At 62.1% G+C, this 25,010-nt stretch carries 23 protein-coding genes and 1 pseudogene; 7 read left to right on the plus strand and 17 right to left on the minus strand.

Translation table 11 applies throughout. From position 1 onward, the window contains the following. A pseudogene (locus tag ACEW8Q_RS20675) lies at positions 1-140 on the minus strand (inorganic pyrophosphatase); the annotation flags it as partial. A gap of 92 nt (positions 141-232) precedes the next feature. Between ACEW8Q_RS20675 and ACEW8Q_RS20680 the strand changes: the two are divergent. After that, entirely contained in the window at positions 233-766 is a 534-nt protein-coding gene (locus ACEW8Q_RS20680; RefSeq protein ID WP_373505960.1) for a hypothetical protein, read from the plus strand. Positions 767-888: 122 nt separating this feature from the next. Continuing rightward, the gene (locus ACEW8Q_RS20685; RefSeq protein ID WP_373505961.1) at positions 889-2,019 is read left to right on the plus strand and encodes a family 43 glycosylhydrolase; all 1,131 of its coding nucleotides are present in this window, start codon (positions 889-891) and stop codon (positions 2,017-2,019) included. On the opposite strand, the gene ACEW8Q_RS20690 is transcribed toward ACEW8Q_RS20685, so the two are convergent. Both ACEW8Q_RS20690 and typA read right to left on the minus strand, forming a co-directional pair. Further along, positions 1,968-4,118, minus strand: coding sequence for an HAD-IIB family hydrolase (locus ACEW8Q_RS20690; protein ID WP_373505962.1), 2,151 nt, complete (start codon positions 4,116-4,118; stop codon positions 1,968-1,970). The two genes, ACEW8Q_RS20685 and ACEW8Q_RS20690, sit on opposite strands and share 52 nt — an antisense overlap. 75 nt (positions 4,119-4,193) lie before the next feature. Continuing rightward, positions 4,194-6,026 (minus strand): translational GTPase TypA, encoded by a 1,833-nt coding sequence (typA, locus tag ACEW8Q_RS20695; RefSeq protein ID WP_373505963.1) that lies wholly within the window; start codon positions 6,024-6,026, stop codon positions 4,194-4,196. 126 nt (positions 6,027-6,152) lie between these two features. On the opposite strand from typA, the gene ACEW8Q_RS20700 reads away from it, so the two are divergent. Beyond that, complete coding sequence (locus tag ACEW8Q_RS20700) at positions 6,153-6,617, plus strand: DnaJ family molecular chaperone (protein WP_373505964.1); 465 nt, start codon at positions 6,153-6,155, stop codon at positions 6,615-6,617. Positions 6,618-6,716: 99 nt separating this feature from the next. Here ACEW8Q_RS20700 and ACEW8Q_RS20705 read toward each other — a convergent pair whose 3' ends face one another. From ACEW8Q_RS20705 to ACEW8Q_RS20720, 4 genes are all read right to left on the minus strand, one after another. Then, positions 6,717-7,649, minus strand: a complete 933-nt coding sequence (locus tag ACEW8Q_RS20705) for an alpha/beta fold hydrolase (protein ID WP_373505965.1) — start codon at positions 7,647-7,649, stop codon at positions 6,717-6,719. A 75-nt stretch (positions 7,650-7,724) separates the two neighbouring features. Next, a complete protein-coding gene (locus ACEW8Q_RS20710) occupies positions 7,725-8,303 on the minus strand; it encodes a hypothetical protein (RefSeq protein WP_373505966.1) in 579 nt (192 codons plus the stop codon). A 79-nt stretch (positions 8,304-8,382) separates the two neighbouring features. After that, complete coding sequence (locus tag ACEW8Q_RS20715) at positions 8,383-8,805, minus strand: hypothetical protein (protein ID WP_373505967.1); 423 nt, start codon at positions 8,803-8,805, stop codon at positions 8,383-8,385. A gap of 189 nt (positions 8,806-8,994) precedes the next feature. Beyond that, on the minus strand, positions 8,995-9,330 hold the full coding sequence (locus ACEW8Q_RS20720) for a hypothetical protein (RefSeq protein ID WP_373505968.1): 336 nt from the start codon (positions 9,328-9,330) through the stop codon (positions 8,995-8,997). A gap of 246 nt (positions 9,331-9,576) precedes the next feature. Between ACEW8Q_RS20720 and ACEW8Q_RS20725 the strand changes: the two genes are divergently transcribed. Beyond that, positions 9,577-10,038, plus strand: coding sequence for an Hsp20 family protein (locus tag ACEW8Q_RS20725; protein WP_373506001.1), 462 nt, complete (start codon positions 9,577-9,579; stop codon positions 10,036-10,038). A gap of 58 nt (positions 10,039-10,096) precedes the next feature. Here ACEW8Q_RS20725 and ACEW8Q_RS20730 read toward each other — a convergent pair whose 3' ends face one another. The 6 genes from ACEW8Q_RS20730 to ACEW8Q_RS20755 form a co-directional block, all read right to left on the minus strand. Then, positions 10,097-10,465 (minus strand): DUF4260 domain-containing protein, encoded by a 369-nt coding sequence (locus tag ACEW8Q_RS20730; protein ID WP_373505969.1) that lies wholly within the window; start codon positions 10,463-10,465, stop codon positions 10,097-10,099. Between the two features lies 1 nt (position 10,466). Then, complete coding sequence (locus tag ACEW8Q_RS20735) at positions 10,467-11,516, minus strand: low specificity L-threonine aldolase (RefSeq protein WP_373505970.1); 1,050 nt, start codon at positions 11,514-11,516, stop codon at positions 10,467-10,469. Between the two features lie 61 nt (positions 11,517-11,577). Continuing rightward, on the minus strand, positions 11,578-12,579 hold the full coding sequence (locus tag ACEW8Q_RS20740) for an ABC transporter ATP-binding protein (protein WP_373505971.1): 1,002 nt from the start codon (positions 12,577-12,579) through the stop codon (positions 11,578-11,580). Positions 12,580-12,582: 3 nt separating this feature from the next. Further along, positions 12,583-13,725, minus strand: a complete 1,143-nt coding sequence (locus tag ACEW8Q_RS20745; protein WP_373505972.1) for a carbohydrate ABC transporter permease — start codon at positions 13,723-13,725, stop codon at positions 12,583-12,585. Position 13,726: 1 nt separating this feature from the next. Then, on the minus strand, positions 13,727-14,743 hold the full coding sequence (locus ACEW8Q_RS20750) for a carbohydrate ABC transporter permease (protein WP_373505973.1): 1,017 nt from the start codon (positions 14,741-14,743) through the stop codon (positions 13,727-13,729). A 90-nt stretch (positions 14,744-14,833) separates the two neighbouring features. Further along, entirely contained in the window at positions 14,834-16,186 is a 1,353-nt protein-coding gene (locus tag ACEW8Q_RS20755; protein WP_373505974.1) for an ABC transporter substrate-binding protein, read from the minus strand. A gap of 262 nt (positions 16,187-16,448) precedes the next feature. On the opposite strand from ACEW8Q_RS20755, the gene ACEW8Q_RS20760 reads away from it, so the two are divergent. Beyond that, the gene (locus ACEW8Q_RS20760) at positions 16,449-17,474 is read left to right on the plus strand and encodes a LacI family DNA-binding transcriptional regulator (protein WP_373505975.1); all 1,026 of its coding nucleotides are present in this window, start codon (positions 16,449-16,451) and stop codon (positions 17,472-17,474) included. 5 nt (positions 17,475-17,479) lie between these two features. On the opposite strand, the gene ACEW8Q_RS20765 is transcribed toward ACEW8Q_RS20760, so the two are convergent. From ACEW8Q_RS20765 to ACEW8Q_RS20775, 3 genes are all read right to left on the minus strand, one after another. Beyond that, complete coding sequence (locus ACEW8Q_RS20765; RefSeq protein ID WP_373505976.1) at positions 17,480-18,700, minus strand: NAD(P)/FAD-dependent oxidoreductase; 1,221 nt, start codon at positions 18,698-18,700, stop codon at positions 17,480-17,482. An 89-nt stretch (positions 18,701-18,789) separates the two neighbouring features. Further along, positions 18,790-19,104: a MocE family 2Fe-2S type ferredoxin gene (locus ACEW8Q_RS20770; RefSeq protein ID WP_373505977.1), complete on the minus strand. Its 315-nt coding sequence runs from the start codon at positions 19,102-19,104 to the stop codon at positions 18,790-18,792. 27 nt (positions 19,105-19,131) lie between these two features. Further along, positions 19,132-20,199: a fatty acid desaturase family protein gene (locus tag ACEW8Q_RS20775; protein WP_373505978.1), complete on the minus strand. Its 1,068-nt coding sequence runs from the start codon at positions 20,197-20,199 to the stop codon at positions 19,132-19,134. A 160-nt stretch (positions 20,200-20,359) separates the two neighbouring features. On the opposite strand from ACEW8Q_RS20775, the gene ACEW8Q_RS20780 reads away from it, so the two are divergent. Further along, positions 20,360-22,411, plus strand: a complete 2,052-nt coding sequence (locus ACEW8Q_RS20780; protein ID WP_373505979.1) for a hydantoinase/oxoprolinase family protein — start codon at positions 20,360-20,362, stop codon at positions 22,409-22,411. Then, positions 22,408-24,018, plus strand: a complete 1,611-nt coding sequence (locus ACEW8Q_RS20785; protein ID WP_373505980.1) for a hydantoinase B/oxoprolinase family protein — start codon at positions 22,408-22,410, stop codon at positions 24,016-24,018. The genes ACEW8Q_RS20780 and ACEW8Q_RS20785 overlap by 4 nt, the downstream gene beginning before the upstream one ends. Before the next feature lie 4 nt (positions 24,019-24,022). Here the strand turns inward: ACEW8Q_RS20785 and ACEW8Q_RS20790 are convergent, their stop codons facing one another. Continuing rightward, positions 24,023-25,009 carry a hydroxyacid dehydrogenase gene (locus ACEW8Q_RS20790; protein WP_373505981.1) on the minus strand — a complete coding sequence of 329 codons (987 nt, stop codon included), beginning with the start codon at positions 25,007-25,009 and terminating at the stop codon, positions 24,023-24,025. Between the last annotated feature and the right edge of the window lies 1 nt (position 25,010).

Raw genomic sequence — 25,010 nt, forward strand, 5'->3', positions numbered from 1 at the left:
TAGAGGAAGCGGTCGACCACCAGCGTGCCCGCCTCCTTGTCCATCTCGTACTTGATCGGTTCGCCACCGACCGGCACCTCGACGAGGACGTTGACTTCCTTGGGGGGATTGTTGCCGATCGAAATCGCGTCGATGCGCATGGGGCTTCCTTGCAGTTGAGCTTTATGGCAGCTTCATTGCCATGAGAATTCCTCTCTGGCTATTGATCTTCTGTCTGTTGCCGGCTGCGGCCATGGCTGGGGGGAATTCGAGCGTCTACACGAAGTTCGACCTCGGCAAGACCTGCAAGGTCATCGAGGCGGGTGACGAATATGTCTTTGCCGGCACCTGGAAATGCCCAGGATTGAAGAGCCTTGACGTGGTGGTCGCGAGTTCCGACGACCGGGACTACGTCGGGTTTGGGCCTGAAGCCGCCCGGACCTGTGCCTTCAGGAAGACCTTCAACCGCTTCAACACGGCCCTCAGCCCCATCGAATGGCGTCTCCGGGATGGCAAGCCCTACGCTGCCATCGAGCGCTGGCGCGTGGTGACCGATGATGAAGGCGGTGCGGTGACATGGCTTGTTGTCACTGCATTGAAGGGCAAGGAGGCCTGTCCCGTGCACTACGTTGCGGGATCCTATCCGAACGCCAACGCGCAAGCGCGCCTTGCAGCCGACGATCTGGCGGAAGACTTCGATTGCGAGCGCGATGCACCGATGGTCGATTCCAGGATCGGAGAGCCGGGTATCAGCATGGTGCCGTGCAAGGAACTGGCGAGCGATTGATTTTTTCTCGCCTTCGGAAATTTGCCGTTAACTTTCCGGGCAGACCATGATCTCGTCTTAATGTGGCCGTGGCGGATTGTTACTCGCCGCCGCTTCACAACCTCTCTTGGCAGGACACCGGCATGGGCTTCGAACTGCAGGGCAGCTACGTCTGGGACTTCTGGATTGCCCGCGATGATCACGAATATCATTTGTACTGCCTGACAGCGCCCAAGACCGGCGATCACCCGGACCTCCGCCACCCGCGTGCCCGGATCGGTCATGCCACGTCGAAAGACCTGAAAAGCTGGGCCTATCATGGCGTGGTCATCAGCCCATCGGAGCAACCCGGCTGGGATGACGGCGTGACCTGGACCGGCTCCATCACGCGGCGGCTGGATGGAAAGTGGATGATGTTCTACACCGGCTGCAGCAAGGCCGAGAACTGCAAGGTCCAGCGAATCGGCGCCGCAGTCTCGGATGATCTCTACAACTGGCAGAAGCTCGAGGGTCCGCTTCTGGAACTTGATGCCGCGCATTACGAAAGCTTCGATCCGGCGCGCTGGCACGACCAGGCATTTCGCGATCCGTGGGTCTATCCGGCGCCCGATGGCGATGGATGGCGGATGCTGTTCACGGCGCGCGATCCAAATGGGCTGGCCAAGGGTGCAGGCGTCATTGGCCAGGCAAGCTCGCCCGATCTCGTCAGCTGGACCGTGAAAGAGCGGCTGTTCGGAATTGGTTATTACGGCGAGATGGAGGTGCCGCAACTCTTCGAACTTGATGGATGGTGGTACTGCCTGTTCAGCAATTCATCGCGCCACCGGGAACCGTCCTACATGACAAACGGCAAGGCGGGCCTGGCGACGGGTACGCATTACATCCGTTCGCGCTCATCCTCTGGTCCCTTCGAACTCGTCGAAGAGGAGTTTTTTGCCGGAGACGACACCGGTCATTTCTACGGTGGGCGCGTGGTGGAGATGGAAGACGGTGCCTTGGGCTTCATGGCCTTCCTCAACCACGATGCAGCCGGCGATTTCGTTGGAACGATTACCGATCCCATGCCGATCTGGACCACGGCTGAAGGCTATCTTCGTATCGACGGCGGGAAATATGGCCTGTTGCCGCGCCTGGAGGCAGTTGCCCATCCGGTTTCGATCGACCTCAGTCCGCTCATCGTTTCGGCCAGGGAAACGTTAGCGCCGGATGCACTGCCTGCTGGTCAGCTCAATGTGCCGGGGGAGGCTGAAGCGGGTGTGGAAATCAGGCCATGATGGCGCAAGCCATCGAGTATTCCCGCTGCTGACGGCCACACCGAGAAGTAGGTTGTCGGCTCCTCGCGAAGTGCTTCCAGTTCATCGCTGTGGTTGCCGACGACGATGCCCTTGACCATGCCGCGCAGCATGTCGAGATCGTTGCCGGAATCGCCCGCCGCATAGATATCCCCGAGGTCAAACTTCCACTGCGTTGCCAGAAAGCGGAGCGCATGCCCCTTGGATGCGCGGACGGGAAGGATATCGACGCAGTATCTTTTCGAAACAACGACGCGTGCCTGAAGAAGATTCTTCCGTAACAGAGACTTGATGGCCGCAACCGTAGCCTGATCCGCGTTCTTGCAATAGTAGCTGATCTTGTTGACGGTCTGCGCCGCATCTTCCTGCGGAAGGAGAAAATCGAGGCTGTGCATCAGATTGCGGATGCGCTCTGGCTGCCAGCGAAACTGGATGTGCCGCCGCCAGCGCTCATGCTCATGCAGTTGCCCGAAGTTGGTGTGAATTTCGGTGCCGACGGACGTGATCAGGAACTGCGGATCGACCACCGACCATGATCTCAAAGTCTCCATCGCATCGGCCACATTGCGGCCCGTGGCGATGCCGAAGATCAGATCCTGCCGCTCGGTGATGAAATCATTGAACTCACGGATCGTGTTCAGATTGCCGGTGAGCGTGTCGTCGATATCGCACACCAGCAAATGGCTCGCCGTGCCAAGCGGCTTAGGCCTGGCACGCAACACCGCTGGCGAACTTGAGTGGCTGACGATGTTCCGGATGGCGGGAATGTAGCGATTGATATGGCTTTTCCAGCTGAGGTTGGCCTTGCTCGCCGCCTTGCCGCTTTCCGACATCTGCTGCCATTGTTCACGGTCGAGAAGAAGTTTTCGGACCTTCTTGGCAGTTGACTTCGAATCGTCCGGATCGACAATCACGCCGTGCTTGCATATCTCGAGAATGTCGGACATGCCGCCAGCCCCAGAACTCGCGACGGGCAGCCCCGCAGCGGCGGCTTCAACAAGCGTCAGCCCGAAGTTTTCGTGACGCGACAGGGCCAGCAGTGCGCCGCCCGTGTCGCGCGCGTAGTGGAAGAGCGCTGCGGCCATCTCGGGCGGATTGGTTTTCGGATAGGCCACGCTGCCATAGAGATCATGACGGTCGACCAGATGGAACACGTCCTGAAGCAGCTGCCTTTGCGCTGGTTCCAGTTCCTTGATGTCATCGCGTGCGCCAAGGAACAGCACCAGATTGCACATCTTGCGCAGCTCGGGCTCGGCAAAGGCCTTGATTGCCGCCAGGATGTTTTTCTGGGGATCAGGCCTGGCGAGCATGATCAGCGCCGGTTTCGCTGGGTCTTTGAGAAAGCGGCCAAGTGTGCTGGACAGGTCCTGTGCCACCCGTTTTCCCGGCGGCTTTCCATATCGTGCTAGGTCGCAACCCGGCGGGTTCACCATGATCCGCTTGGGATCGTAATGGTCGTAGAGCTTGTATTGCTCGGTTTCCTCATTGCTGCTGCTGGCAACAAGCAGCGAGGAGTTCTCGATCGTTTCTTCTTCAGCTTCGATGCGCTCCGCGAAGGAGTATGTCTCGTAGAGGCGGCTGCGCTTCATGCCGCGCGCGAGTAGATTCTGCAGCTTGAAGCGGCCGAGCGAGTGGCCGGTGAAGATGATGGGGATACCTAATACCTTCGACAGCCGCGCGGCCACGAACCCCGCATCTGCATAATGCGCGTGCAGTACATCGGGCAATTCGCGCTGCGTCCTGATCAATGCCAGAGCGCCATCGACGAATTCCGAAAGATATGGCCAGAGCAATTCCTTGCGGATGTAGCGGCGCGGCCCGCATGCTATGCGGCGGATCGAGGCCTTCTCACTCAGGCGCTCATGCTCGACCGCATAGTCGGACGAAACACGGGGATCAATGATCTTGCGAGTGAAAAGCTCGACCTTGCGGACACGCTGGTCCTGGTCGAGCGCGTTCATCAGGTCGAGCACATAGCGCACCTGCCCGCCGGTATCGAGGTCACATCCGATCTCGGGGCTAGATCCCCTGATCAGGCCGTGCAGGCTGAGATGTAGTATATAAAGCTGATCTGAACTCAATGCGGAACTGCCCTCCCACGCTTTAACGCGCGGAAGGGCAAATGGTTCCGGCAGACGAGCAGTTTTCAGTCCGTGTCATGCAGCGCTTTCGGCTTCCTTCTGGCGGCTGACGCGCTTTCTCTCGTTCGGGTCGAGAATCGTCTTTCTCAACCGGATCGACTTCGGCGTCACCTCGACGAGTTCGTCCTCACCGACGTAGGCCAGAGCCTTTTCGAGCGACATGCGGATCGGCGGGATGAGCACCACCGCTTCGTCCTTGCCGGAGGCGCGGACGTTGGTCAGCTTCTTGCCCTTGATGACGTTGAGCTCGAGGTCATTGCCGCGCGTGTGCTCGCCGATGATCATGCCGGCATAGACCTTGGTGCCATGCTCGATGAACATGGGGCCACGGTCCTGCAGGTTGAAGATGGCGTATGCCACAGCCTCGCCGTCGCTGTTCGAGAGAAGCGCTCCGGTATGACGGCCGGGAATCTCGCCGAAATAGGGTGCGTAGGAGTGAAACAGGCGGTTCATGATCGCCGTGCCGCGCGTGTCCGACAGGAGTTCCGACTGGTAGCCGATGAGACCGCGGGTCGGCGCATGGAAGACGATGCGCTGACGGCCGACGCCGGAGGGCCGCATGTCGCGCATTTCGGCGCGGCGTTCGGAGAGCTTCTGGACGACGACGCCAGTGTGTTCCTCGTCGACGTCGACGATGACTTCCTCGACCGGCTCCAGCTTCTCGCCGGTTTCCTCGTCGATGCGGAACACGACGCGCGGACGGCCAACGGTGAGCTCGAAGCCTTCGCGGCGCATGGTTTCGATCAGGATGCCGAGCTGCAATTCGCCACGGCCCGCCACTTCGAAGGCGTCGGTTTCATTGACAGACGCCGTGACCTTGAGGGCCACGTTGCCTTCAGCCTCGCGCAGCAGGCGGTCGCGGATGACGCGGGACTGGACCTTGTCGCCTTCCTTGCCGGCCAGCGGGCCGTCGTTGATGCGGAAGGTCATGGTCAGCGTCGGCGGGTCGATCGGCTGGGCGTAGATCGGCTCGGTCACGGTCGTGTCGCAGATCGTGTCGGCGACGGTTGCGGTCGTGAGGCCCGAAATGGCGATGATGTCACCGGCTTCCGCCTCGTCCACCGGAACGCGCTCGAGGCCACGGAAGGCCAGCACCTTGGAGACGCGGCCCTGCTCGGCGATCTTGCCATCTCGCGACAGGGCCTTCACCGACTGGTTGGCCTTGATCGAACCCGAGCGGACGCGGCCCGTGAGCACGCGGCCCAGGAACGGGTTCGCCTCGATCGTCGTCACCAGCATGCGGAAGGGGCCTTCCTCGACCACTGGCGGATTGAAGTGCTTCACGATCAGGTCGAACAGCGGCGCCATGTTTTCCTGGCTGCCGGTGGGTGAGTCGGACATCCAGCCCTGCTTGGCGGAGCCGTAGATGATTGGGAAGTCGAGCTGTTCCTCGTTGGCATCGAGGTTGGCAAACAAGTCGAACACCTCGTTCACCACTTCGTTGTGGCGCTCGTCCGGACGGTCGATCTTGTTGATGCAGACGATGGGCTTGAGGCCGATCTTGAGGGCCTTTTGCAGCACGAACTTGGTCTGCGGCATCGGGCCTTCGGCGGCATCCACCAGGAGGACGGCGCCGTCCACCATGTTCAGGATGCGCTCCACCTCGCCGCCGAAATCGGCGTGGCCGGGAGTGTCGACGATATTGATGCGGGTTTCCTTCCAGTTGAGGGAGGTCACCTTGGCCAAAATGGTGATGCCGCGTTCGCGTTCGAGATCGTTCGAATCCATGGCGCGCTCGGCGACCTTCTGGTTCTCGCGGAAGGACCCCGACTGCGACAGGAGGCGGTCGATCAGCGTGGTTTTACCGTGGTCGACGTGGGCAATGATAGCAATATTGCGCAAATTCATGAGGCGCACAGACTTTCTCAACTGTGGGAATTGGAGGGCGCTTAGCACGCGCAGCATGCAAAGGCAATTTAACGGTTGATTGGCGGTTTCCGTGTCACGAACGGGGCGTCAGCCGGGGTACCTGAAATGTTCGAAAATTCATCAAAGGCCGGATATGCGAACCGCGCGCTGGTCGCGCTCACCCTTGACGATGGCAGCGTGCTCAACGTGTCCATCAAGATGTCGCTGACCAACAAGATCGCGGATGCCCTGAACAGCGCCGAGCCGTTTCTCGATGTTGTCTGCCCGGATGGCGAACAGATGTTCATCGCCAAGTCCAGCATCCGCCAGGCCAGGCTTCTGGACGTGCCCAAGGCCAACCAGCTCAATCATCAGCGCCGGGTGTCGGACCGAGCCGTTTTCGATCCCTATGCCGTGCTGAAACTCGCCAAGGGGGCGGACATCGAGGAGGTACGGCAGGCCTATCTCCGCCTGACCCGCATCTATCACCCTGACCGGATGGGCGGATTCGAATTGCCGGACGAAATGCTCGACTATGCCCGCACCATGCAGGTTCGCATCAATCTCGCCTATGAGCAGATCGGGCGCTAGGGCAACCGGCGGTCAATTGACCACCGGCAAGTTGCTTGAAAGCTTTGAATCTGGAGCATTTTTGGCTTCGCAAGTGATTCCACTTGCTCGCCCGACGCGCTAGACCAGCCCGTCACCACCTATGAAGCTGTCGAAGGCGGCCAGGAACTGGCGGCGGATGTCATCCCGCTCGGTCAGGATTTCGTGCTGCGATCCCGGAACGAAGGTCAGCGCGACGCCCGGAACACTACGGGCCAGGGTGCGGACGGCCGTGTTGCTCACCACCCGGTCTGCACCTGCCGCGATGATGAGCACAGGCGAGGTAGGCTTGCCCATGCGCCGGACAGATGAAAGCGAGCGCCGTGCCGCCCTCAGCCATGAGAATGTGGCGCCCCCCAGCCCCAAATGGGGCGCCGCTTCGAGTGTCCCGCTGTCGCGGTTCCAGCGGCGCTGGTCCGAGGTCAGCGGGTTGCCGCGGAAGTGCTCCCGGCCCATCGGCCGCTTCATCACCCCAGGAAGGAATGCGCCTCCGAGACCGAGCAGGCTGGCGCCATTGACCAGCAATGCTGCCACGGGCCGGGGCCACGGTCCATAGATGACGTCCACCAGTGGCGAAACGAGGATCACCTTGCGGAACCAGGCCTGCCGCCTGATCACCCGCAGCAGGACATGGCCGCCCGTTGAATGGCCAAGTGCGTAATAGGGCGGCGGGCAATGCGGCAGAACGGCTGTTTCCATCAGGGCCCGGATATCCTCGTCGAAACCGGAGAAGCTCGGCAGGTAGCCGCGATAGGGATGTTTCGAGAGACGTTGCGAACCGCCCTGGCCGCGCAGATCGACCGAGGCCACGGCGAAGCCGCGTGCCATGAGGTCGCGCATGGTTTCGAAGTAGCGTTCGGCGAAATCGCCACGTCCCCCGATGACAACGACCGTGCCTCGCGCCGGGACCGGAATGGCGCGCATCGCGCGGAGCCTGATGCCGTCACGGGCGACAAGTTCGATGCATTCCGCACCCGGTGGCAGCGGGTTTTCCGCGGTGGGATGGAGTTTCATGGCGCTGCCCTCAAGATACAGGATAGCGCTGCGGACTCATATGCCGCAACCCGAAGATGGTTCCGGCAAATGCGCTCAGGGAAGCTTCTTGACTTCCGTCAGTTCGCCGCTTGCCGGGTCGAGCTTGATGGCGAAGGCCTTGCCGCCACGGCTGGCGTTGAAGGCATAGATCTTGCCCTTGCAGCTCTCCGCCTTGACGCTGGAAAAACCATAGCCGCTGACGATCGAGCCTGCCTTCTCGCAGCTGAGGCTACCGGTCGAGGCACTGGCGGCCGCCGTGTTCACATCCTTTCCGCTTGTGATCGATCCCGTCTCCTCGCCAGTGGATGGCACCTGCGTCTGCTTTGCCGTTGCGGTGGGCTTCTTCCTCGGCTTGGCCGGCTGGACGGGTTCCGGTTCGTAGTAGCTCTCGTCGAAGGAATCGGCATTGCCATTGTCGCCATAGAGCGTGTCGTATTCATCTTCCGTAAGGGCGTAGTCGCCGAAGAACAGGCGCAGGCCCGGAACGCTCCGGACAAAGCCCGGTGCCGCGTAGTAGCGCTCGTTGGCTTCGGCCCGGCGCTGCTTCTTGCGCTGGTCGGCCTCGGCCGATCCGGCCGCGAGGCCGATCGCGAGAAGAGCTGCGAGAGAGACTGTCAGGCCGCGCGCAAGCATTCGATGGTTCCTCATTGCGATGAGCGGGGCCCGGCGCAGTCTGCCGGTCCCTGCGTCCCTGTCGTGTCGTTCGTTCGGTTCAGATGCGGCCCCGGCTCACGATGTTGCCATTGCGGGCATTCACCTTGACGATATAGCGGGCACCCTTGCGGCTGGCCGTGAAGGAATAGATATCACCACGGCATTCGTTCGCCCGCACATTGTTGTAGCCGTTGCGGTCCACGACATTACGGGCCGTCGCGCAGCTCATCCGGCCGTTCCCGTAGCCATAGCCGTTGTAGTAGAGAGGACGGACGGGCGCATAGCCGTAGCCGTAGCGCGGCACGGCGCGGCAGCGCCAGTTGCCCTTCCAGCAATTGCCACCGCCGTAATAGTAGCCGCCGCCGACATAGGGCGTTCCAATTCCGATCACGACCTTGGTCTTGGCTTCGGCCTGCGTGGCCGGCATGAACATCAGGGTGAGTGCGGCAAGACCTGCCGCGAACGTGGTCTTCAATGCCATGATGGCCTCCTCTCGAGTACGGCCCTCCGGCCGGCTGACGTGAACCATAGCCGTGCGGTCCTGAACGGTACTCGACTTCACCGTTCATCTGTCGTTCAGCTTCGCGGCGATTCTGGGGCAGGCTGGATGACGATATCAAAATGGAAAAGGGCGCCTGAAGGGCGCCCTTTCCGGACAGTGCCGTCCTGATCAAAAGACCTTGTTGACCTTGTAGATGTTGCCGTAGCGGTTGACGCTAACGACAAACTTGTGACCCTTCTTCCAGGCCGTGTACTTGTAGGTGGGCAGGCTGCAGTCGATGGCCTTCACGTTGTGGAAACCGGAGTAGTCGACGATGTTGCGGCCCTTCTTGCAGCTGATGTTGCCGGGCGAATAGACCGGGTAGCCGCCGCCGTAGTAGCCGCCGCCGACACCGAAGCCGATGTTGATGTCGATGTTGGTCTTGGCTTCGGCCTGGGTTGCGGGGAGGGCAATGGCCATGGTGGTGGCGACTGCGGCGGCGGCGATGAGGGATTTGCCAATCATTTGAGTTCTCCTGGGTTTGCGTTCCGATGACTTCCTTCGTCATCCATGAGACGGAAACTAACAGCGCCTGCTTGAACCCAACCCGAACTCGCCGTTCATTTCCGGTTCACGTGGGGAGGACTGGCGGGGGTCTTGAAATACCCTTGCCCGCACCTATCTCATTGCTGCGGACGCCACATCGGGTCCGTGACGATCCATCAGCCCGGCCAAACCGGCGGGCGCCACATGACATTGCTCAAGGAGAATGTGACCATGTTCGACCTTACCCCCCTCTATCGCTCCACCGTCGGCTTCGACCGCATGGCCCGCATGCTGGACGAGGCCTCGTCCTTCGAGACGCCAACCTATCCGCCCTACAACATCGAGCGCCTCTCCGAGGATGAATACCGCATCACCATGGCGGTTGCAGGCTTTGGCCCGGCTGACATCAACATCGAGGTGAAAGGCAGCGCGCTGACCGTATCGGGCAAGAAGCCCGAAGCGAAAACGGAAGCGAAAACCGAATTCCTGCATCAGGGCATCGCCGCCCGCGCCTTCGAGCGCCGCTTCCAGGTTGCCGACCATGTGCATGTACAGGGCGCTGACATGGAGAACGGCCTGCTTCACATTTCGCTGAAGCGCGAAATTCCCGAAGCCATGAAGCCGCGCACCATTCCGGTGAACGCCGCTTCCAGCAGCAAGGTGATCGAGGCCCGCAAGGCCGCCTGATCTATCTGACATCGAAACTATTCGAGAGGCGCTCCCCACCGGAGCGCCTCTTTTTGTTTCATCGCTTCCCGATCCTGCCGAGATGCGTGTCGTGGAATGCAGTTGGATACTTGAGACCGTAGCCAAGAGCACGATCAAAGCCGATATGACTCAGCCAGATCGCGGCGACCGCCATCGCGACGGGCGATGACACGAGAAACCCGGCAATGCCGAGAGTCAGCGGCAGAACAGTCGAGTGAAGCAGATTGTAGCCCATCGCGCCAACTCTGGGGCCGAAGAGATAGGCCGCGAAACTCAGGTCCGGCACGAGAAAGAGGATGGCGGAGAGCCACCATGATTGTCCGGTGGTGGAGAATGCGATGATGCCCGCCGCCAGCAGGGCCAGCCCTTCCAAGCGGAGGATCAGGCGGGGTATGCCGTCAACCATGTCAGCCTTTTGCGATGAGGGTGAGAAACTCGTCCACCTCTGCTTCCGGAGTGGCAAAGGAGAGAACGAAGCGGGCGAAGATCTCGTCTTCCGCAATGCCGTCGCCCAGGCTGTCCGGCATCCAGTCATAGAATTTGGCACCTGAGGCCAGCAACCGGTCGTAGAGCTCGCGCGGCATCACGGCGAAGACCTCGTTGGCCTGCACGGGATTGGGAATGCGGATGTGGTTGAACTGCCGCAGCCCGGTGCTGAGCCTGGTAGCGAGCGCATTGGCGCGGCGGGCGTTGTCCAGCCAAAGGCCGTCCTCGAGGTAGGCCATCATCTGTGCGCCGAGGTAGCGGCTCTTTGAAACGAGCTGGCCTGAGCGCATGCGGCGATACGCGAACTCCTCCGCCAGGGCCAGATCGAAGAAGACGACGGCCTCCAGCATCATGGCGCCGTTCTTGGTGGCACCGAAGGAAAGAACGTCGACACCGGATTTCCAGGTGAGTTCCGCCGGCGTCACGCCGAGGCCCGCCACAGCATTGGCGAAGCGGGCGCCATCCATGTGAAGCTTCATGCCGCGAGGGCGGATCATGTCCGAGAAGGCCTTCACTTCGGCAGGCGAATAGATGGTGCCGAGTTCCGTTGCGTTGGTGAGCGATACGCCCTTCGGCTTGGGGTCGTGCTCGCCGCGGATGAAGCCCTTCAGCGTCTTCTCGACCATGGCCGGCGTGATCTTTCCAGCAGGGCCATGGAGCCCGATGATCTTGGCACCGCCGGTGAAATGTTCCGGCGAGTTGCACTCATCGACCGCGATATGGGCTTCCGCATGGCAGATGATGGCGCCATAGCCCGGCGTGATGGCGGACAGCGAAAGCCCGTTGGCGGCTGTCCCGGTGGTCACCAGGAAGGCGCGGAGGTCGCAGCCGAAGACTTCCTTCAGCTTTTCCTCTGCCGTCCTCGTCCGGTCGTCGCCGCCATAGGAGGGTGCCGTCCCGCCATTGGCATCGGCAAGCGCCGTCATGATCCTGGGGTGGACACCGTAGACATTGTCGGAAGCGAAATTCATGAAGAGGAACCCTGTTTGCAGAAGTCCTCTTTGCCCTAAACCTCGCGCGAACGGAAGTCCGTCAGGGAAGACGCTTGCCGTCCTCGCCGAAGCGGTGGGTCATCTGCGCGACAGGGCTCATGTGGATGGCGTCGCCGGGTACAAAACCAGTCCGGCCTTCCTCGCGCACCGTGATCAGGCCATGAGGCGTTGTCACATAGAGGAACGAGTCGCTGCCCAGCACTTCGGTGTATTCGACGGTGCCGGAGATCGCGCCCGCAGTCTTTGAGACCTCGAAATGCTCGGGCCTCACACCCAGCGTGTGTGCCTTGTGGGCGGCGGCGGGAGCGCCGGTGATGAGGTTCATCTTCGGAGATCCGATGAAGCCTGCGACGAAGGTGTTGGCCGGGCTTTCGTAAAGCTCCATCGGCGTTCCCACCTGCTCGACACGGCCCGCTTGCAGCACCACGATGCGGTCGGCGAGCGTCATCGCCTCCACCTGGTCATGGGTCACGTAGATCATGGTGGTATTGGGCATGCCGCGCTTCAGCTTGGCGATTTCCATGCGGGTCTGCACGCGGAGTGCGGCATCGAGGTTCGACAGCGGCTCGTCGAACAGGAACACCTTGGCACCACGCACGATGGCGCGGCCGATGGCGACCCGCTGGCGCTGGCCGCCGGACAAGGCCTTGGGCAGGCGCGTGAGATAGGGGGTCAGTTGCAGCATGTCCGCCACCTTCTCCACCTTCTGCCTGATTTCGGCGCGGGGCAGGCCCTGGTTCTCGAGCGCGAATCCGATGTTCTCGTAGACGCTCATGTGCGGGTAGAGCGCGTAGGACTGGAACACCATGGCGATGCCGCGCTTCGAGGGCGGAACATCGTTGACGACGGCATTGTCGATTTCGAGAACACCGGACGTGATGTTCTCGAGGCCGCAGATGGTTCGCAGCAGCGTGGACTTTCCGCAGCCTGACGGCCCGACAAAGACGATGAACTCGCCCGACGTGATGTCGAGGTTCACGTCCTTCAGGATATGGACGGCGCCATAGGCCTTGTTGAGGTTGGTGAGCTTGATGTCGGCCATGGATCAGCCTCCCTTTACGGAGCCTGCGAGCAGGCCTCGGACAAAGTAGCGTTGCAGCGAGAAGAACACGAGGAGAGGAACGATGATGGTGATGAAGGCGGAGGCCGTGAGGATTTCCCAGTTGCCGCCGCGCGAGCCCAGAAGTGAATTGAGCTGGAAGGTCAGCACCACCTTGTCGGACTCGCTGCCGAGGAAAACCATGGCGACGAGCAGGTCGTTCCACACCCAGAGGAACTGGAAGATGGCGAACGAGGCCAGCGCGGGGAAAGACAATGGCAGGATGATGCGCCGGAAGATCTTGAAGTCATTGGCGCCGTCGACCTGCGCCGACTCGATCAGGTCCTTCGGAAGCCCCGCGATATAACTTCTCAGGAGATAGATGGCGAAGGGAAGGCCGAAGCCCGTGTGGGCGAGCCAAATGCCGAGATAGGTCTTCGAGAGAAATCCAGACGCATTGTAGATCTTGAGCAGCGGGATGAGCGACATCTGCAGCGGCACGACGAGGAGGCCGACGATGACTGCGATGATGAAACCGCGTCCTGGTATCTTCATCCAGGCCAAGGCATAGGCCGCAAACGCCGCGATGAGAATCGGAATGATGGTGGCCGGGATGGTGACGGTGAGCGAATTGACGAAGGCGCGGCCGATACCTTGTGAGAACAGGACGTTCTCGTAGTTCTCGGTGGTGAAGCGCGGCGGCACGCTCGACACATAGAAGATGCGGCGGCCGCGGTCGTCCTCGAAGGCATTGGCGTTGGTCCAGACATAGGAGCCATCGGCATTGACGGTGAGGGTCTGGCCTTCGCCGATTTCGACGGTAGCACCCGGCGCGTTGGCGTCTGGCTTGTTGACGATGGTGCCCCAGGCGCTGAGGCTCGTATGGCCGCCCGCGCCCTCGAAGAAATTGCCGGCGATGACGAATTTGCCGTCCGTCTCCACCTGGTCGGCCTTGCCTTTGGTGCGGGCCTGCGAGCGCTGCTCGGAGGTGGAGAGTGCCGTCCACCAGCCGGAGACGGCAATCTGGTCCTTGTCGCGGAGCGAACTCACGAGAAGGCCGGCTGTGGGCAGCGTCCACAGCGCCACGATGATGAAGACGGCGAGGTGGAGGACGAAGCGGGAGGGTTCGAGCCTGATGCGGTCGAGCATGTCAGTGCCCTCCCTTCTGCTCGGCGCTCGCCTGGCGGATGTTCCAGATCATGATGGGCATGACCGCGAGCATGATGACGATGGCGATCGCGGCGCCGCGGCCGAAGTCACCGCCGCCGGTGAACATCCAACTGTACATGAGGTTCGCCAGCACCTGCGTATCCCACTGGCCGTTGGTCATGGTGAGCACGATGTCGAACACTTTCAGCACCAGCACGGTGATGGTGGTCCACACCACGATGATGGTCGACATGATCTGCGGCACCATGATGCGCCAGAAGATCTTGAAGGGACCGGCGCCATCGATGGTCGCGGCTTCCAGCGTGTCTTCGGGTACGCCACGCAGTGCCGCGCCGAGGATGACGGTGGCAAAGCCGGTCTGGATCCAGATGAGGATCACCATAAGGAAGAAGTTGTTCCAGAAGGGCGTGGAAATCCACACCTGCGGGCTGCCGCCGAAATACTCGACGACGGCATTGAGGATGCCGATCTGCTCCTGGCCTTCGCCGCGATAGTCGTAGACGAATTTCCAGATCACGCTGGCGCCGACAAATGAAATGGCAAGCGGCAGGAAGATGAGGCTCTTCGCCAGCGGCCCCCACCAGATGCGGTCGGTCAGGACGGCGATGATGAGGCCGAAGAAGGTGCAGGCGGCGGGCACCACGAGGAGCCACAAGAAATTGTTGAAGATCGACTGGCGGAACTGCGCGTCGTTCATCGCCCAGGCGTAGTTGGCGCCGCCGACGAAACTGGTGCCCGCCTTGTCATGGAATGAAAGCCAGATGGTCTGGAAGACCGGGTAGATCAGGTAGACTGTCAACAGGATGAGCGCGGGGCCTAGGAAGAGCCATGGCCTGACGGAGGACTGGATCTTGAGGTTGCGCACCGCCGCGGCGTCATTGCTGGCGCTGGCGGGGAAGATCCTGTCGAGCAGAAGGTTCGACACGTAGAAATAGCCGAGGCAGCCGCCGACACCGAGAACGACAGTGACGAGGGCGTAAAGCAACTGTCCGAGCATTGCCGCCGCTCCTGATGGAATGTCTGGAAAGACCCCGGATGGCATGACGCCATCCGGGTGCCGTAAGTCAACGCCGGGAGGAAGCGGCGTTTACTTGATTTCGTCCCAGGCCTTCTGGATGGCAGCGCCCGTGTCCTGTGCCGACTTTCCGCCCACGTAGTCGACCATGCCGGTCCAGAAGGCGCCGGCGCCGATCTTGCCGGGCATCAGGTCGGACCCGTCGAAGCGGAAGGTGGTGGCAGACGACAGGATCTCGCCCTGCTTGCGGGCGGCATCGTTGATGTAGGCGGCCTGATTGACCGTCTTGAGAGGGGTGAGGAAGCCGCCATCGGCCATGAACACCTCATGCGAGAGCGGCATCTTCAGGTACTCGATGAAGGCGCGTGCGGCCTTCGAGTCCTTGGTGATGGTAGCAAGCGTGCCGGCGCCGAGCACCGGCTTGCCGAGGTCGGGCTTTGCGGCGAAGGGCGGGAAGTAGAAGAAGTCGGCATCGGCCCCGACCTTGGTTCCTTCCGGGAAGAAGGAGGGAATGAAGGACGCCTGACGGTGCATGTAGCACTTGGGCGGCGTCGAGAAGAGGCCCTTGGGGCTGTCGCGGAAGTCCGTCGAGGCAACACCGGCAGCGCCGCCGTCAACCCATGCGTCGTTCTTGGCGAACTTGCCGAATTCCTCGATGGCACTGACGACTTCAGGCGAATCGAACTTGATCTCGTTGGTCACCCACTTGTCGTAGACTTCAGGCGACTGCGTGCGGAGCATCAGGTCCTCCACCCAGTCGGTCGCGGGCCAGCCGGTGGCACCGCCCGAACCCAGCCCGATGCACCAGGGCTTGCCGCCGTCGGCCACGATCTTGTCGGAGAGTGCGACGAGTTCTTCCATGGTCTTGGGGATTTCATAACCCGCGTCGCTGAAGTTCTCCGGCACGTACCAGACGAGGCTCTTCAGGTCGGCCTTGTAGGGGAAGGCGTAGAAGGCCGACGCGCCGTCCTTGCCCTTGTAGGTACCGAGTGCCACCCAGCTCGCGCCGGCGCCGTAATTGTCGGTGATGAAGGCTGCATCGGTGTCAGCCAGCGGCACCAGACGGCCCTTGGCGGCGAGGTCTGCCAGAAGGCCCGGCTGCGGCAGGATGGCGATGTTGGGCGGAGAGCCCGCTTCCGTGTCGATCACGATCTGCTGCTCGTAATTCTCGGAGGATGAATATTTCACCTCGGCTCCGGTGGCCTCGCGGAAGTATTCGAGGACAACCTGGATGTGGGCTTCATCGTCGCCGCGCCAGGGACCGAAGATGGTGAGGGTTTCACCCTTGAGGTCGACCTTCTTCAGTTCCTCGAAATTGGCCCAGTTGAACGGGCCTTCGCCCGGCTTGTACTTGAGTTCGGCAAGCGCCGGTGTGGAGATTGCGAGGGCCAGTGCCGCTACGCCGAGTGCCAGACGGAATTTCATCGGTGTTCCTCCCATGATGAATGTGCCGGATCAAACCGCTCCTGATGGTTGTTCCATCACGTTGTTTTTCCAAAGCGCTTTGAATAACATTTGCATAGGATGGATTTTACCGCTGGTCAAGCAGAAATCCTGACAAACCCCAAGAATAGGCCCTTGTTTTGTTGCGTTGCAGCAATCCATGACGGAAGTGGCAGAGGGTACAGCGTCACATCCGGTTACATATAATTTGAAAGCGCTTTGAGAATATGCCAGTCTCCTCATCATGAATCTTCGCGAACTCTCGGCCCAGCTTGGCCTGTCGCAGACGACGGTCAGCCGCGCCCTTAATGGCTTCCCGGAAGTCTCCGAGGAAACACGCGCGCGCGTGAGAGCGGCGGCAGAGTTGCACGGTTACCGGCCGAGTGCCGCCGCGCGCCGGCTTGCCACCGGCCAGTCCGGCACGCTGGGGTTGGTGTTTCCAGGCGAGCGCAACATGCTGGGCGACCTGCTGTTCACCGAATTCCTCCGGGGCTGTGTCGAGAAGGCGTCCGAACTCAGCTATGACATTACGCTCGCCATGGCCCATGGATCGCAGTCGGAAGAGGCGGTCTACCGGCGGGCGGTGCGCAATGCCCGCGTCGACGCGATGATCCTGTCGAGCCCCCTCAGCGAAGACCCGCGCCCGGCGTTGCTGCGGCAACTGGGCATGCCCTTCATCGTCCATGGCCGCACGTCGGGCGTGGAGCCCATCGGCTTTCTCGACATCGATAATGAGGGCGCATTCTTTTCCGCCGCCAAGCTGATGGCGGACCTTGGCCACCGCCGCGTGGCGCTGCTGAATGGCGAACGCCACCTGAATTTCGCCGCCGACCGCGAGCGTGGTTTCCGCCAGGGGCTTTCGTCGCGAGGCGTGAAGGCGGCAGACGATCTCTTCGTCGTTGGTCCCATGGTGGAACAGGAAGGCCTTCGTGCCGCCTCTGGCCTTCTGGACTTGCCGCCCGCACAGCGTCCCACAGGTTTCGTCTGTTCCAGCATCGGTCTGGCGCTTGGTGTGAAACGCGCCTGTTCAAAGCGGGGCCTGGTCATTGGCCGCGACGTTGCCCTCATTGCACATGACGACAGGCTGCACGACATGGGCGCGGAAAATTTCGATCCGCCGCTCACCGCCACGCAGTCATCCATCGGCGAGGCTGGACGGCGCGTGGTGGAACTCTGTATCGGCATGCTGCGCGCACCCGGTGATCCCATGCCGGCTGAAATCTGGCCGGTCGATCTCGTGGTCAGGTCGTCCACAATGCCGGCGCTCTGAGGGCTTCAGCCCTTCAGCAACGCCTTCAGTGCGACAGATGGATCGGCAAGGGTTTGGGGCGAAGGGCTCGCCTTCTTCGCAATCAACATCTCGGCCATTTTCACGTCGCGCGCGATCGAATTGCCCGTGCCGATGCCGGACGCGCCGACAACACGGCCCGCGTCATCGAGATGAAATATGACGAAGGCCTGTTCCGCGATCTGGCGGCGGACGGTTGCCGTGCCATCTGACGGCATGCCTGCGATCTGCAGCGAAAGATCATACTGGTCGGACCAGAACCACGGCACGGCGACATAGGGCTTCGATCCGCCCAGCATGTTGCCCGTTGCCACGTTGGCCTGGTCGGTGGCATTGCGCCAGGCTTCGAGGCGGATGCGCTTGCCGCCAAAGAGGCCATGTGGAAACGAGCAGCAATCACCCGAGGCATAAATGTCCGGGTCAGATGTGCGCAGTGTTTCGTCGCAGGCGATGCCGTTCTCGATCGCCAGCCCGGCCTGCTGCGCAAGGGCTGTTTCAGGCGACGCGCCGATCCCCGCGACCACGATACCGGCTTTCACCTTGCGCCCGTCCGCCAGCAGAATGCCATCGGTGTCGACGGACTTCAGCGCCGTTCCCACCTCCATGGTCACGCCCGCCTCGAGGTGGCGCTGATGAACCACGCGGGCAATCTCCTCCGGCACGCCGCGCATCAGGATGCGGGGCTGGGCCTCGACGAGCGTCACCTCGCAGCCGAGCTTCCGCGCGCTTGCCGCCACTTCAAGGCCGATGAAGCCGCCGCCGACGATTGCTGCCGTGGCGCTGGAGCGGAGCCGGTTCCTAAGGTGGTCGCCGTCAGCGAAGTCGCGCAGCGTATAGGCGAGTTCGCCGCCTTCAATGGCGAGGCGCCGCGGCTTGGCGCCGGTGGCGATCAGCAGCTTGTCGTAGGAAATGGCGCGGCCGTCCTCGAGCACGACGGCCCTGGCATCGCGGTCAATCCGGGTCGCCCGGCTGCCGCGGATGAATGTTGCGCCCAGCGAGGCGATCATGCCGTCGTCGAGAAGATAGACGGGCGATGGCTCCTGTTCGTCGGTCAGCATCGCCTTCGAAAGCGGCGGCCTGTCATAGGGCAGCAGCGTTTCCTCGCCAATGAGGGTGATGGGTCCTTGCCATCCATTGGCCCGCAGGCTGACGATGGCACGGGCTCCCGCCATGCCGCCGCCTACGATCACCATCCCTGCTTCCGACATTCGTTCTGCTCCGCGCATTCACTTTGGCTGGGCGGGGGTTCATCCCCGCGATCACGAGATTACATGTGGCGCTGTTCAATGCGACGGCCTCAAGCGACGTCGATGAAGACTTTTCCGTCCTCGGCCTTCACGGCATAGGTCTTCAGATTGACGCAGACCGGCGCACCCTTCGCGGCACCGGTGCGGTAGTCGAAGCGGCCATTGTGCTTGGGGCATTCGATGATGTTATCCATCACCAGTCCATCGGCCAGGTGAACCTTCTCATGCGTGCACAATCCATCGGTCGCGAAGAATTCGCCCTCGGGAGAATGATAGACCGCGAAGGTTCGGCCACCGTGATCGAAGCGCATCACGTCCTCCCTGTCGATGTCGCCGGTGCCGCAAGCCTCGATCCATTGTGCCATTCGTCTTTATCTCCGTATCGCGTTTGTCTATTCGGCCGCCGGCTTGAAGGCCGGAGCATTGTCCGGCAACTCACGCCGGACATGCCAGTCAGGCTCACGGATCTGGCGTATGACGGCGGGAATGATTTCGGCATAGGCCGCCCAGACGCTGGGGTAGGGCTTCGGGCAAAAGGGCTTCATCTCTTCGTGGAGCCTGGGCAGCTGGTGATAGGGCACCATCGGGAACATGTGATGCTCCACATGATAGTTCATGTTCCAGTAGATGAAGCGCAGCACCGGATTCATGTAGACCGTGCGGCAGTTGAGGCGATGATCGAGCACGTCTTCCGGCATTCCGGCATGCTGGGTCAGCCCGGTGAGGACGTGCAGCCATGCTCCATACATCGAAGGGAGCGGCCCCACGAGCAGCATCGGGACGATCGAGCCGATCCAGATCGAGAAGGCGATGACCGAAAGGTGGATCGCAAGCCAGATCCGCGCCGTGCGATAGACCTTGGCGCGCTCGCTCTCGGGGATGAAGGTCGCCTCGTCGGCGGCAACTGAGCCTGCCGCATGGCGCAACATGCTCTTGATGGCGCCCCACACTTGCGGGATGCCGAAGAACATCGAAATCACCCGTAGCACGACAGTCGGGCGCATCACCGCGATTTCCGGATCGCGGCCCACGATGAGCGTGTCGGTATGGTGGCGCGTGTGGCTCCAGCGCCAGACGGTCGGCTCGCGCAGGATCATGAAGCATGCGATGTTGTAGATGACGTCGTTCATCCACGGCGTGCGGAATGCGGTGCCGTGGCCGCATTCGTGCCAGCGCGAGTCGCTGGAGGAACCGTAAAGAACGCCATAGGCGAGGAAGAAGGGAATGCACCACAGACTGGGATAGAGCCATGCACCGAGGCCGCCTGTGACGGCGAAGGCGAGGAACCAGATCACGGTGTCGCGGATGGCGGGGCCGTCGCTCCGCTGCATCAGTTCCTTCAGCCGCTTCCGGGGAATGGGCGCCTGATACCACTGGGCGGACGCGAGGTGATGTTCCTCGGCATATTTCGAATCCCGGCCCGTGAGACTGTAGTCGCGCGGAAAGGTCAGTTCGGTCATGGAATGAATTCTCGCTCTTGTGCCAGCATAGAAAGAATGTTCCACGTTGCCAATATGTCCGTGGCGAAGGGCTCCCCTCGCATACCGCACTTCAAGAGAGGCTGACGTTTATTTGCAAGTGGTCTAGCCTTGCCGTGACTCAACCGCTGCCGGATATCACATGATCACGCTTGCCGCCGATGTCGGCGGAACCTTCACCGACCTCGTCCTCGTCGATACCGAGAAGAAGATGGTGCTTGTCGACAAGGTGCCGACCGGGCGGCGCGGGAGCGCCGCAGGGATCGCGCCGGGCATCATCCGCATTGCGGAGCGGGCCGGCTGCAAGGTTTCCGACATCGGGCTCTTCGTCCATGGCTTCACTGTGGCGACCAACGCCTTCCTCATGCGGGCGGGCGCACGCGCCGCCTTGGTGACGACGGACGGATTTGCCGATGTCCTCGATATCGGCAGCCAGATGCGGCCCAAGACCTACGCTTTGCTGCAGCAGAAGCCGAAGCCGGTAATCTCCCGTGATCTCGTGGTCGAGGTGCGCGAGCGGGTCGATGCCTTCGGCGCAATCGTGGAGCGGCTCACCGAACAGGAGGCGGAGCGGGTGGCTTCCGCCGTTGCAGCGCTCAAGCCTGAGGCCGTCGCCATCTCGCTGGTGTTCTCCTTTCTGAATTCCTCGCACGAGGAAGTTTTGAAACGTGCGATCACGGCCGCCGTGCCGGTTGTGCCTGTCTATTGCTCGCATGAGGTGAACCCGCAGCTCGAGGAATGGCCGCGCGCCAGCACGACCGCTATGGCAGCCTATGTCGGCCCCGTAGTGACGGGTTATCTCGATGAGTTGGAGAGGGTTCTGAAAGGCATAGGCTTTGCAGGCTCGCTGCAGCTCATGCGGTCCGATGGCGGCGTTGCCACGCCACGTGCCACGCGAGACAACCCGGCGCATATGCTCACCTCCGGGCTGGCGGGCGGAGTTACGGCGGCGGTGGACCTCTGCCGCAGGCTCAATGTTGAGAATGCCATCACGCTCGACGTGGGCGGCACTTCGGCCGACCTCGCCGCGATCACGTCCGGCACATCCGCCACGCGCATGTCGCGGATGATCGACGGCCAGCCGGTGCGGCTTCCGACGATCGACGTCGAGACGATTTCCAATGGCGGTGGCTCGATCGCCTGGGTCGATCGCGGTGGCGCGCTCAAGGTGGGGCCGCTGTCGGCGGGTGCCATTCCGGGTCCCGCCTGTTACGCGCTGGGCGGGATTGAGCCCACGGTGACGGATGCCGCGGTGGTGCTCGGCTGGCTGGCGCCGGAGGATTACCTGGGCGGCGACGTGAAGATCATTCCCGGCCTTGCGCGCGAGGCGGTGGCGCGAGTGGCCGCGCGATTGGGACTGTCAGTCGAGGCGGCAGCCTTTGGCATCATCCGCGTTGCCAATGCCATGCTGGTGCAGTCGATCCGTTCGCTGGCGGTCGAGCGCGGCATCGACGTCAGGCCCTTTGCACTCATTGCCTTCGGAGGTGCCGGGCCGCTCTACGGCGCCATGATCGCGCGCGAACTTGGAATGCGCGAGGTGATCGTGCCGCGCCATCCCGGCGTCTTCGCGGCGGAAGGGCTGCTCGCCGCCGACATCCGCCACATGGCGCAGTCGCCGTTCCGCACGGGCGTTGCCGATCTTGCCAGCGATGCGATTGCCCCGGTGCTTCAGCGCATGCGCGGCCAGATGGACCATGAGCTTGCCGCCGATGGTGTTCCGCCTGACCGGAGGACGTTCCGCGTGCTGGCCGATCTCCGCTACATCGGACAGTTCCACGAGATCGTCTGCGACATTCCCGACTACTTGTCGGTGCGCTTCAATGCAGAGGAATTGTCCGCGCTGTTTCATCGCCAGCATGAGGCGCATTATGGCCATGCGGATCCGAAGGCTCCGGTCGAAATCGTCAATCTCCGCATCGAGGCGACGGGGAAGCTGGATACTCCGGACCTCTCGGGAACAATCCGCAAAGCGGGACCGAACGCCGCGCCGCTCGCCTACCGCAAGGCAGTGATGGCGCAGGGCGAGGCTCCGCGCGATGTGCCCGTCTATGATCGTGCGGCGCTGGCCGCAGGACAGGGTGTGGCAGGCCCCGCCATTCTGGTGCAGCGCGATTCGACGACCGTTGTGTTCGAGGGGCAAGTGGCCCAGGCCGACGACTCCGGCGTTCTTCGTATCAGTGAGGTGGCACGATGATCGACAGCGTCAGCCGCGACGTGTTCCAGCATGAGGTCGTGTCGGTCGCCGAGGAAATGTCGGCGGCACTCAGGCGCTCGGCCTTTTCCGCCATCATCTGGGACATGATCGACTATGCCTGCGGACTACTCGACCCCGACGGCAACGCAATAGCGCAGGCGCCCACCATCCCGGCGCAACTCGGCATCATGCCCACGGCCTTTCGCCACATGATCGAGCACATTCCGCTTGATCAATGGCGCGAGGGCGACGTCATCATCTGCAACGATCCGTATCTTGGCTGCACCCACACGCCGGACCTCGTGCTGTTCTCGCCCGTCATCTTCGAGGGCCAACTGATCGCCATCGCCTCGACGGTTGCCCATCACATCGATGTCGGCGGCCGCGTGCCGGGTTCGGAATCGGCGACGGCGCTCGAAATCTTCGAGGAGGGCTTGCGGATTCCGCCCCTGAAACTCTTCGACCGCGGCCAGCCCAACGATACGTTCTTCAAGATCTTCGCGCGGAACGTCCGCGACCCCAAGGCATCGACCGGGGACATCAACGCCCAGGTCGCGGCCTGCCGCACAGGCGAGCGGCGGCTGAAGGAACTTGCAGCGAAATATGGCCGCAAAGGTTTCGCGGAACATGTCGCGGCGGTGTTCGATTATTCGGAAGCATTCCTCCGAAGTTCGCTGAACGAGGTTGCGGCCCAGCGATCTCGCGCCGAGATCCTGACCGAGGACGACGCGTCCTCCGACGAGCCCATGCGGCTCGTGGCCACCGCAAGCGTGGAGGATGGCAGCCTCACCATCGACTTCACCGGCACGAGCGCACAGCGGCCCAATGGCCTCAACAACCCCTATGCCTCCACCATATCCATGGTGCATTACGCGGTGAAGGTGGTCTTCACGCCAGACCTGCCGCAGAATGAGGGCTGCAACAGGCCCGTCAAGGTGATCGCGCCGGAAGGCACGATCCTCAATCCGAAGGAACCCGCCGCAGTCTCGGTGCGGCACCTCACCCAGCAGGCGGTGGCGGATGTGGTGCTGAAGGCGCTTTCAGCCATCGCGCCCAAGGCCTCGTCTGCCGGGTGCCAGATCTCGTTTCCGACATTCGTCATCGGCGGTTTCGACCATCGGCCCGCGCAGGTGGCGCGCAATCACGGTGAAGCGCCTTACTTCGTCGTGACCGATATCATCGGCGGCGGCATGGGTGCCTCGGAACATCAGGACGGGATCAGCGGGGTCGATACGCATGGCGGCAACTGCGCCATTCTTTCAGCGGAAGTGCTGGAAACGACGGGCCCCGTTCGCGTCATTTCGACGAGCCTCGTGCCAGGTTCGGGCGGCGCAGGAATACATTCCGGAGGCCTCGCCATCGAGCGCGAGTATGAGATGCTGTCGTCGGGCCTCGTCATCTCGGGCTATACGCAGCAGACGAACCCGGAGACCGCGCCCTGGGGCCTGGAAGGGGGCGGGAACGGCGGGCTGGCCGCGGTCCATCTGGTTCGCCGCAACGGGCTTGAAGAAAAACTCAAGAGCAAGTTCGTGGCGGTGCCATTGCAGCAAGGCGAGCGGCTCCGCATGCGGGCGTCCGGCGGGGCCGGATGGGGGAAACCGGAGTGAACCGTCAGGCCTGAGAAGCCGGCTTTTCCGTTGTGATCTGGCTCGCATTCACGACGAGGCGAGGATCGATCGTGCCTGCGAGGAAATCGAGAATGTTCTGCACGGAAGCCACAGCCATTCGTGCTGCGCATTCATCCGTGAGGCCGGCAGAATGCGGGCTGATGGTGACACGTTCGTTGGCGAGCAGGGGATGTCCCGGCTTTGGCGGTTCTTCCGCCAGAACGTCGAGGCCTGCGGCCAGAAGGCGGCTAGACTTGAGAGCCTCGTCGAGTGCCGTCTCATCGATGAGACCGCCCCGCGCGGCATTGATGATGATCGCCGAGGTTTTCATCAGGGCGAGTTCGCTTGCGCCGATCAGGGCACCTGCTGGAGATGGCGGCATGTGAAGCGATACGAAATCCGCAGCGCCCAATGCACGCTTCATGTCGGTTGCTGGGCGCACGCCCGCCGCTGCGATCACGTCGGCGGAAAGATAAGGGTCATAGGCAGTCACTACCATGCCGAAGGCGCGCGCCAGTTCGGCGACCCGGCGCCCGATGCGGCCAAAGCCGAGGAGCAACAGGGTCTTGCCGTCGAGCTCAACCGTCTCGAAAGCGTTGCGGACATTCCAGTGCCCGGAGCGTGCGGCGCGGTCATGTGCGACCGTGTGACGGGCGGTGCTCAGCATCAGCATCAAGGTGTGCTCGGCCACCGCGCGCGAATTGACGTCACCCACGATGGTGAGGGCGATGCCGCGTGCATCGAGGGCCTTCACGTCCACCGCGTCATAGCCGACGCCATGGCGCGACACGACTTTCAGCTGGGGAGCGCCCGCGATGATGTCCGCCGTCATCGGTTGCGTGCGCAAGACCACCGCATCGGCGTCACCGATGAAGGGTACATAGGATTCGACGGAAATCTCATCGACCAGCTTGAAGGTCACGCCGGGTGCCGATTGGAGCCGCGCGATCCCTGCGGGATGGAGCCTGCCGGCGACGAGAATGTGATGCATG

The organism is Aestuariivirga sp., assembly GCF_041738905.1.
Classification (GTDB): domain Bacteria; phylum Pseudomonadota; class Alphaproteobacteria; order Rhizobiales; family Aestuariivirgaceae; genus Aestuariivirga.

Bases quoted from the DNA above. Each gene is read 5' to 3' on its own strand.
- ACEW8Q_RS20680 (WP_373505960.1), top strand. From the start codon at position 233: ATGGCTGGGGGGAATTCGAGCGTCTACACGAAGTTCGACCTCGGCAAG.
- ACEW8Q_RS20685 (WP_373505961.1), top strand. From the start codon at position 889: ATGGGCTTCGAACTGCAGGGCAGCTACGTCTGGGACTTCTGGATTGCC.
- typA (WP_373505963.1), bottom strand. From the start codon at position 6,026: ATGAATTTGCGCAATATTGCTATCATTGCCCACGTCGACCACGGTAAA.
- ACEW8Q_RS20700 (WP_373505964.1), top strand. From the start codon at position 6,153: ATGTTCGAAAATTCATCAAAGGCCGGATATGCGAACCGCGCGCTGGTC.
- ACEW8Q_RS20705 (WP_373505965.1), bottom strand. From the start codon at position 7,649: ATGAAACTCCATCCCACCGCGGAAAACCCGCTGCCACCGGGTGCGGAA.
- ACEW8Q_RS20710 (WP_373505966.1), bottom strand. From the start codon at position 8,303: ATGCTTGCGCGCGGCCTGACAGTCTCTCTCGCAGCTCTTCTCGCGATC.
- ACEW8Q_RS20715 (WP_373505967.1), bottom strand. From the start codon at position 8,805: ATGGCATTGAAGACCACGTTCGCGGCAGGTCTTGCCGCACTCACCCTG.
- ACEW8Q_RS20720 (WP_373505968.1), bottom strand. From the start codon at position 9,330: ATGATTGGCAAATCCCTCATCGCCGCCGCCGCAGTCGCCACCACCATG.
- ACEW8Q_RS20730 (WP_373505969.1), bottom strand. From the start codon at position 10,465: ATGGTTGACGGCATACCCCGCCTGATCCTCCGCTTGGAAGGGCTGGCC.
- ACEW8Q_RS20735 (WP_373505970.1), bottom strand. From the start codon at position 11,516: ATGAATTTCGCTTCCGACAATGTCTACGGTGTCCACCCCAGGATCATG.
- ACEW8Q_RS20740 (WP_373505971.1), bottom strand. From the start codon at position 12,579: ATGGCCGACATCAAGCTCACCAACCTCAACAAGGCCTATGGCGCCGTC.
- ACEW8Q_RS20745 (WP_373505972.1), bottom strand. From the start codon at position 13,725: ATGCTCGACCGCATCAGGCTCGAACCCTCCCGCTTCGTCCTCCACCTC.
- ACEW8Q_RS20750 (WP_373505973.1), bottom strand. From the start codon at position 14,743: ATGCTCGGACAGTTGCTTTACGCCCTCGTCACTGTCGTTCTCGGTGTC.
- ACEW8Q_RS20755 (WP_373505974.1), bottom strand. From the start codon at position 16,186: ATGAAATTCCGTCTGGCACTCGGCGTAGCGGCACTGGCCCTCGCAATC.
- ACEW8Q_RS20760 (WP_373505975.1), top strand. From the start codon at position 16,449: ATGAATCTTCGCGAACTCTCGGCCCAGCTTGGCCTGTCGCAGACGACG.
- ACEW8Q_RS20765 (WP_373505976.1), bottom strand. From the start codon at position 18,700: ATGTCGGAAGCAGGGATGGTGATCGTAGGCGGCGGCATGGCGGGAGCC.
- ACEW8Q_RS20770 (WP_373505977.1), bottom strand. From the start codon at position 19,104: ATGGCACAATGGATCGAGGCTTGCGGCACCGGCGACATCGACAGGGAG.
- ACEW8Q_RS20775 (WP_373505978.1), bottom strand. From the start codon at position 20,199: ATGACCGAACTGACCTTTCCGCGCGACTACAGTCTCACGGGCCGGGAT.
- ACEW8Q_RS20780 (WP_373505979.1), top strand. From the start codon at position 20,360: ATGATCACGCTTGCCGCCGATGTCGGCGGAACCTTCACCGACCTCGTC.
- ACEW8Q_RS20785 (WP_373505980.1), top strand. From the start codon at position 22,408: ATGATCGACAGCGTCAGCCGCGACGTGTTCCAGCATGAGGTCGTGTCG.
- ACEW8Q_RS20790 (WP_373505981.1), bottom strand. From the start codon at position 25,009: ATGCATCACATTCTCGTCGCCGGCAGGCTCCATCCCGCAGGGATCGCG.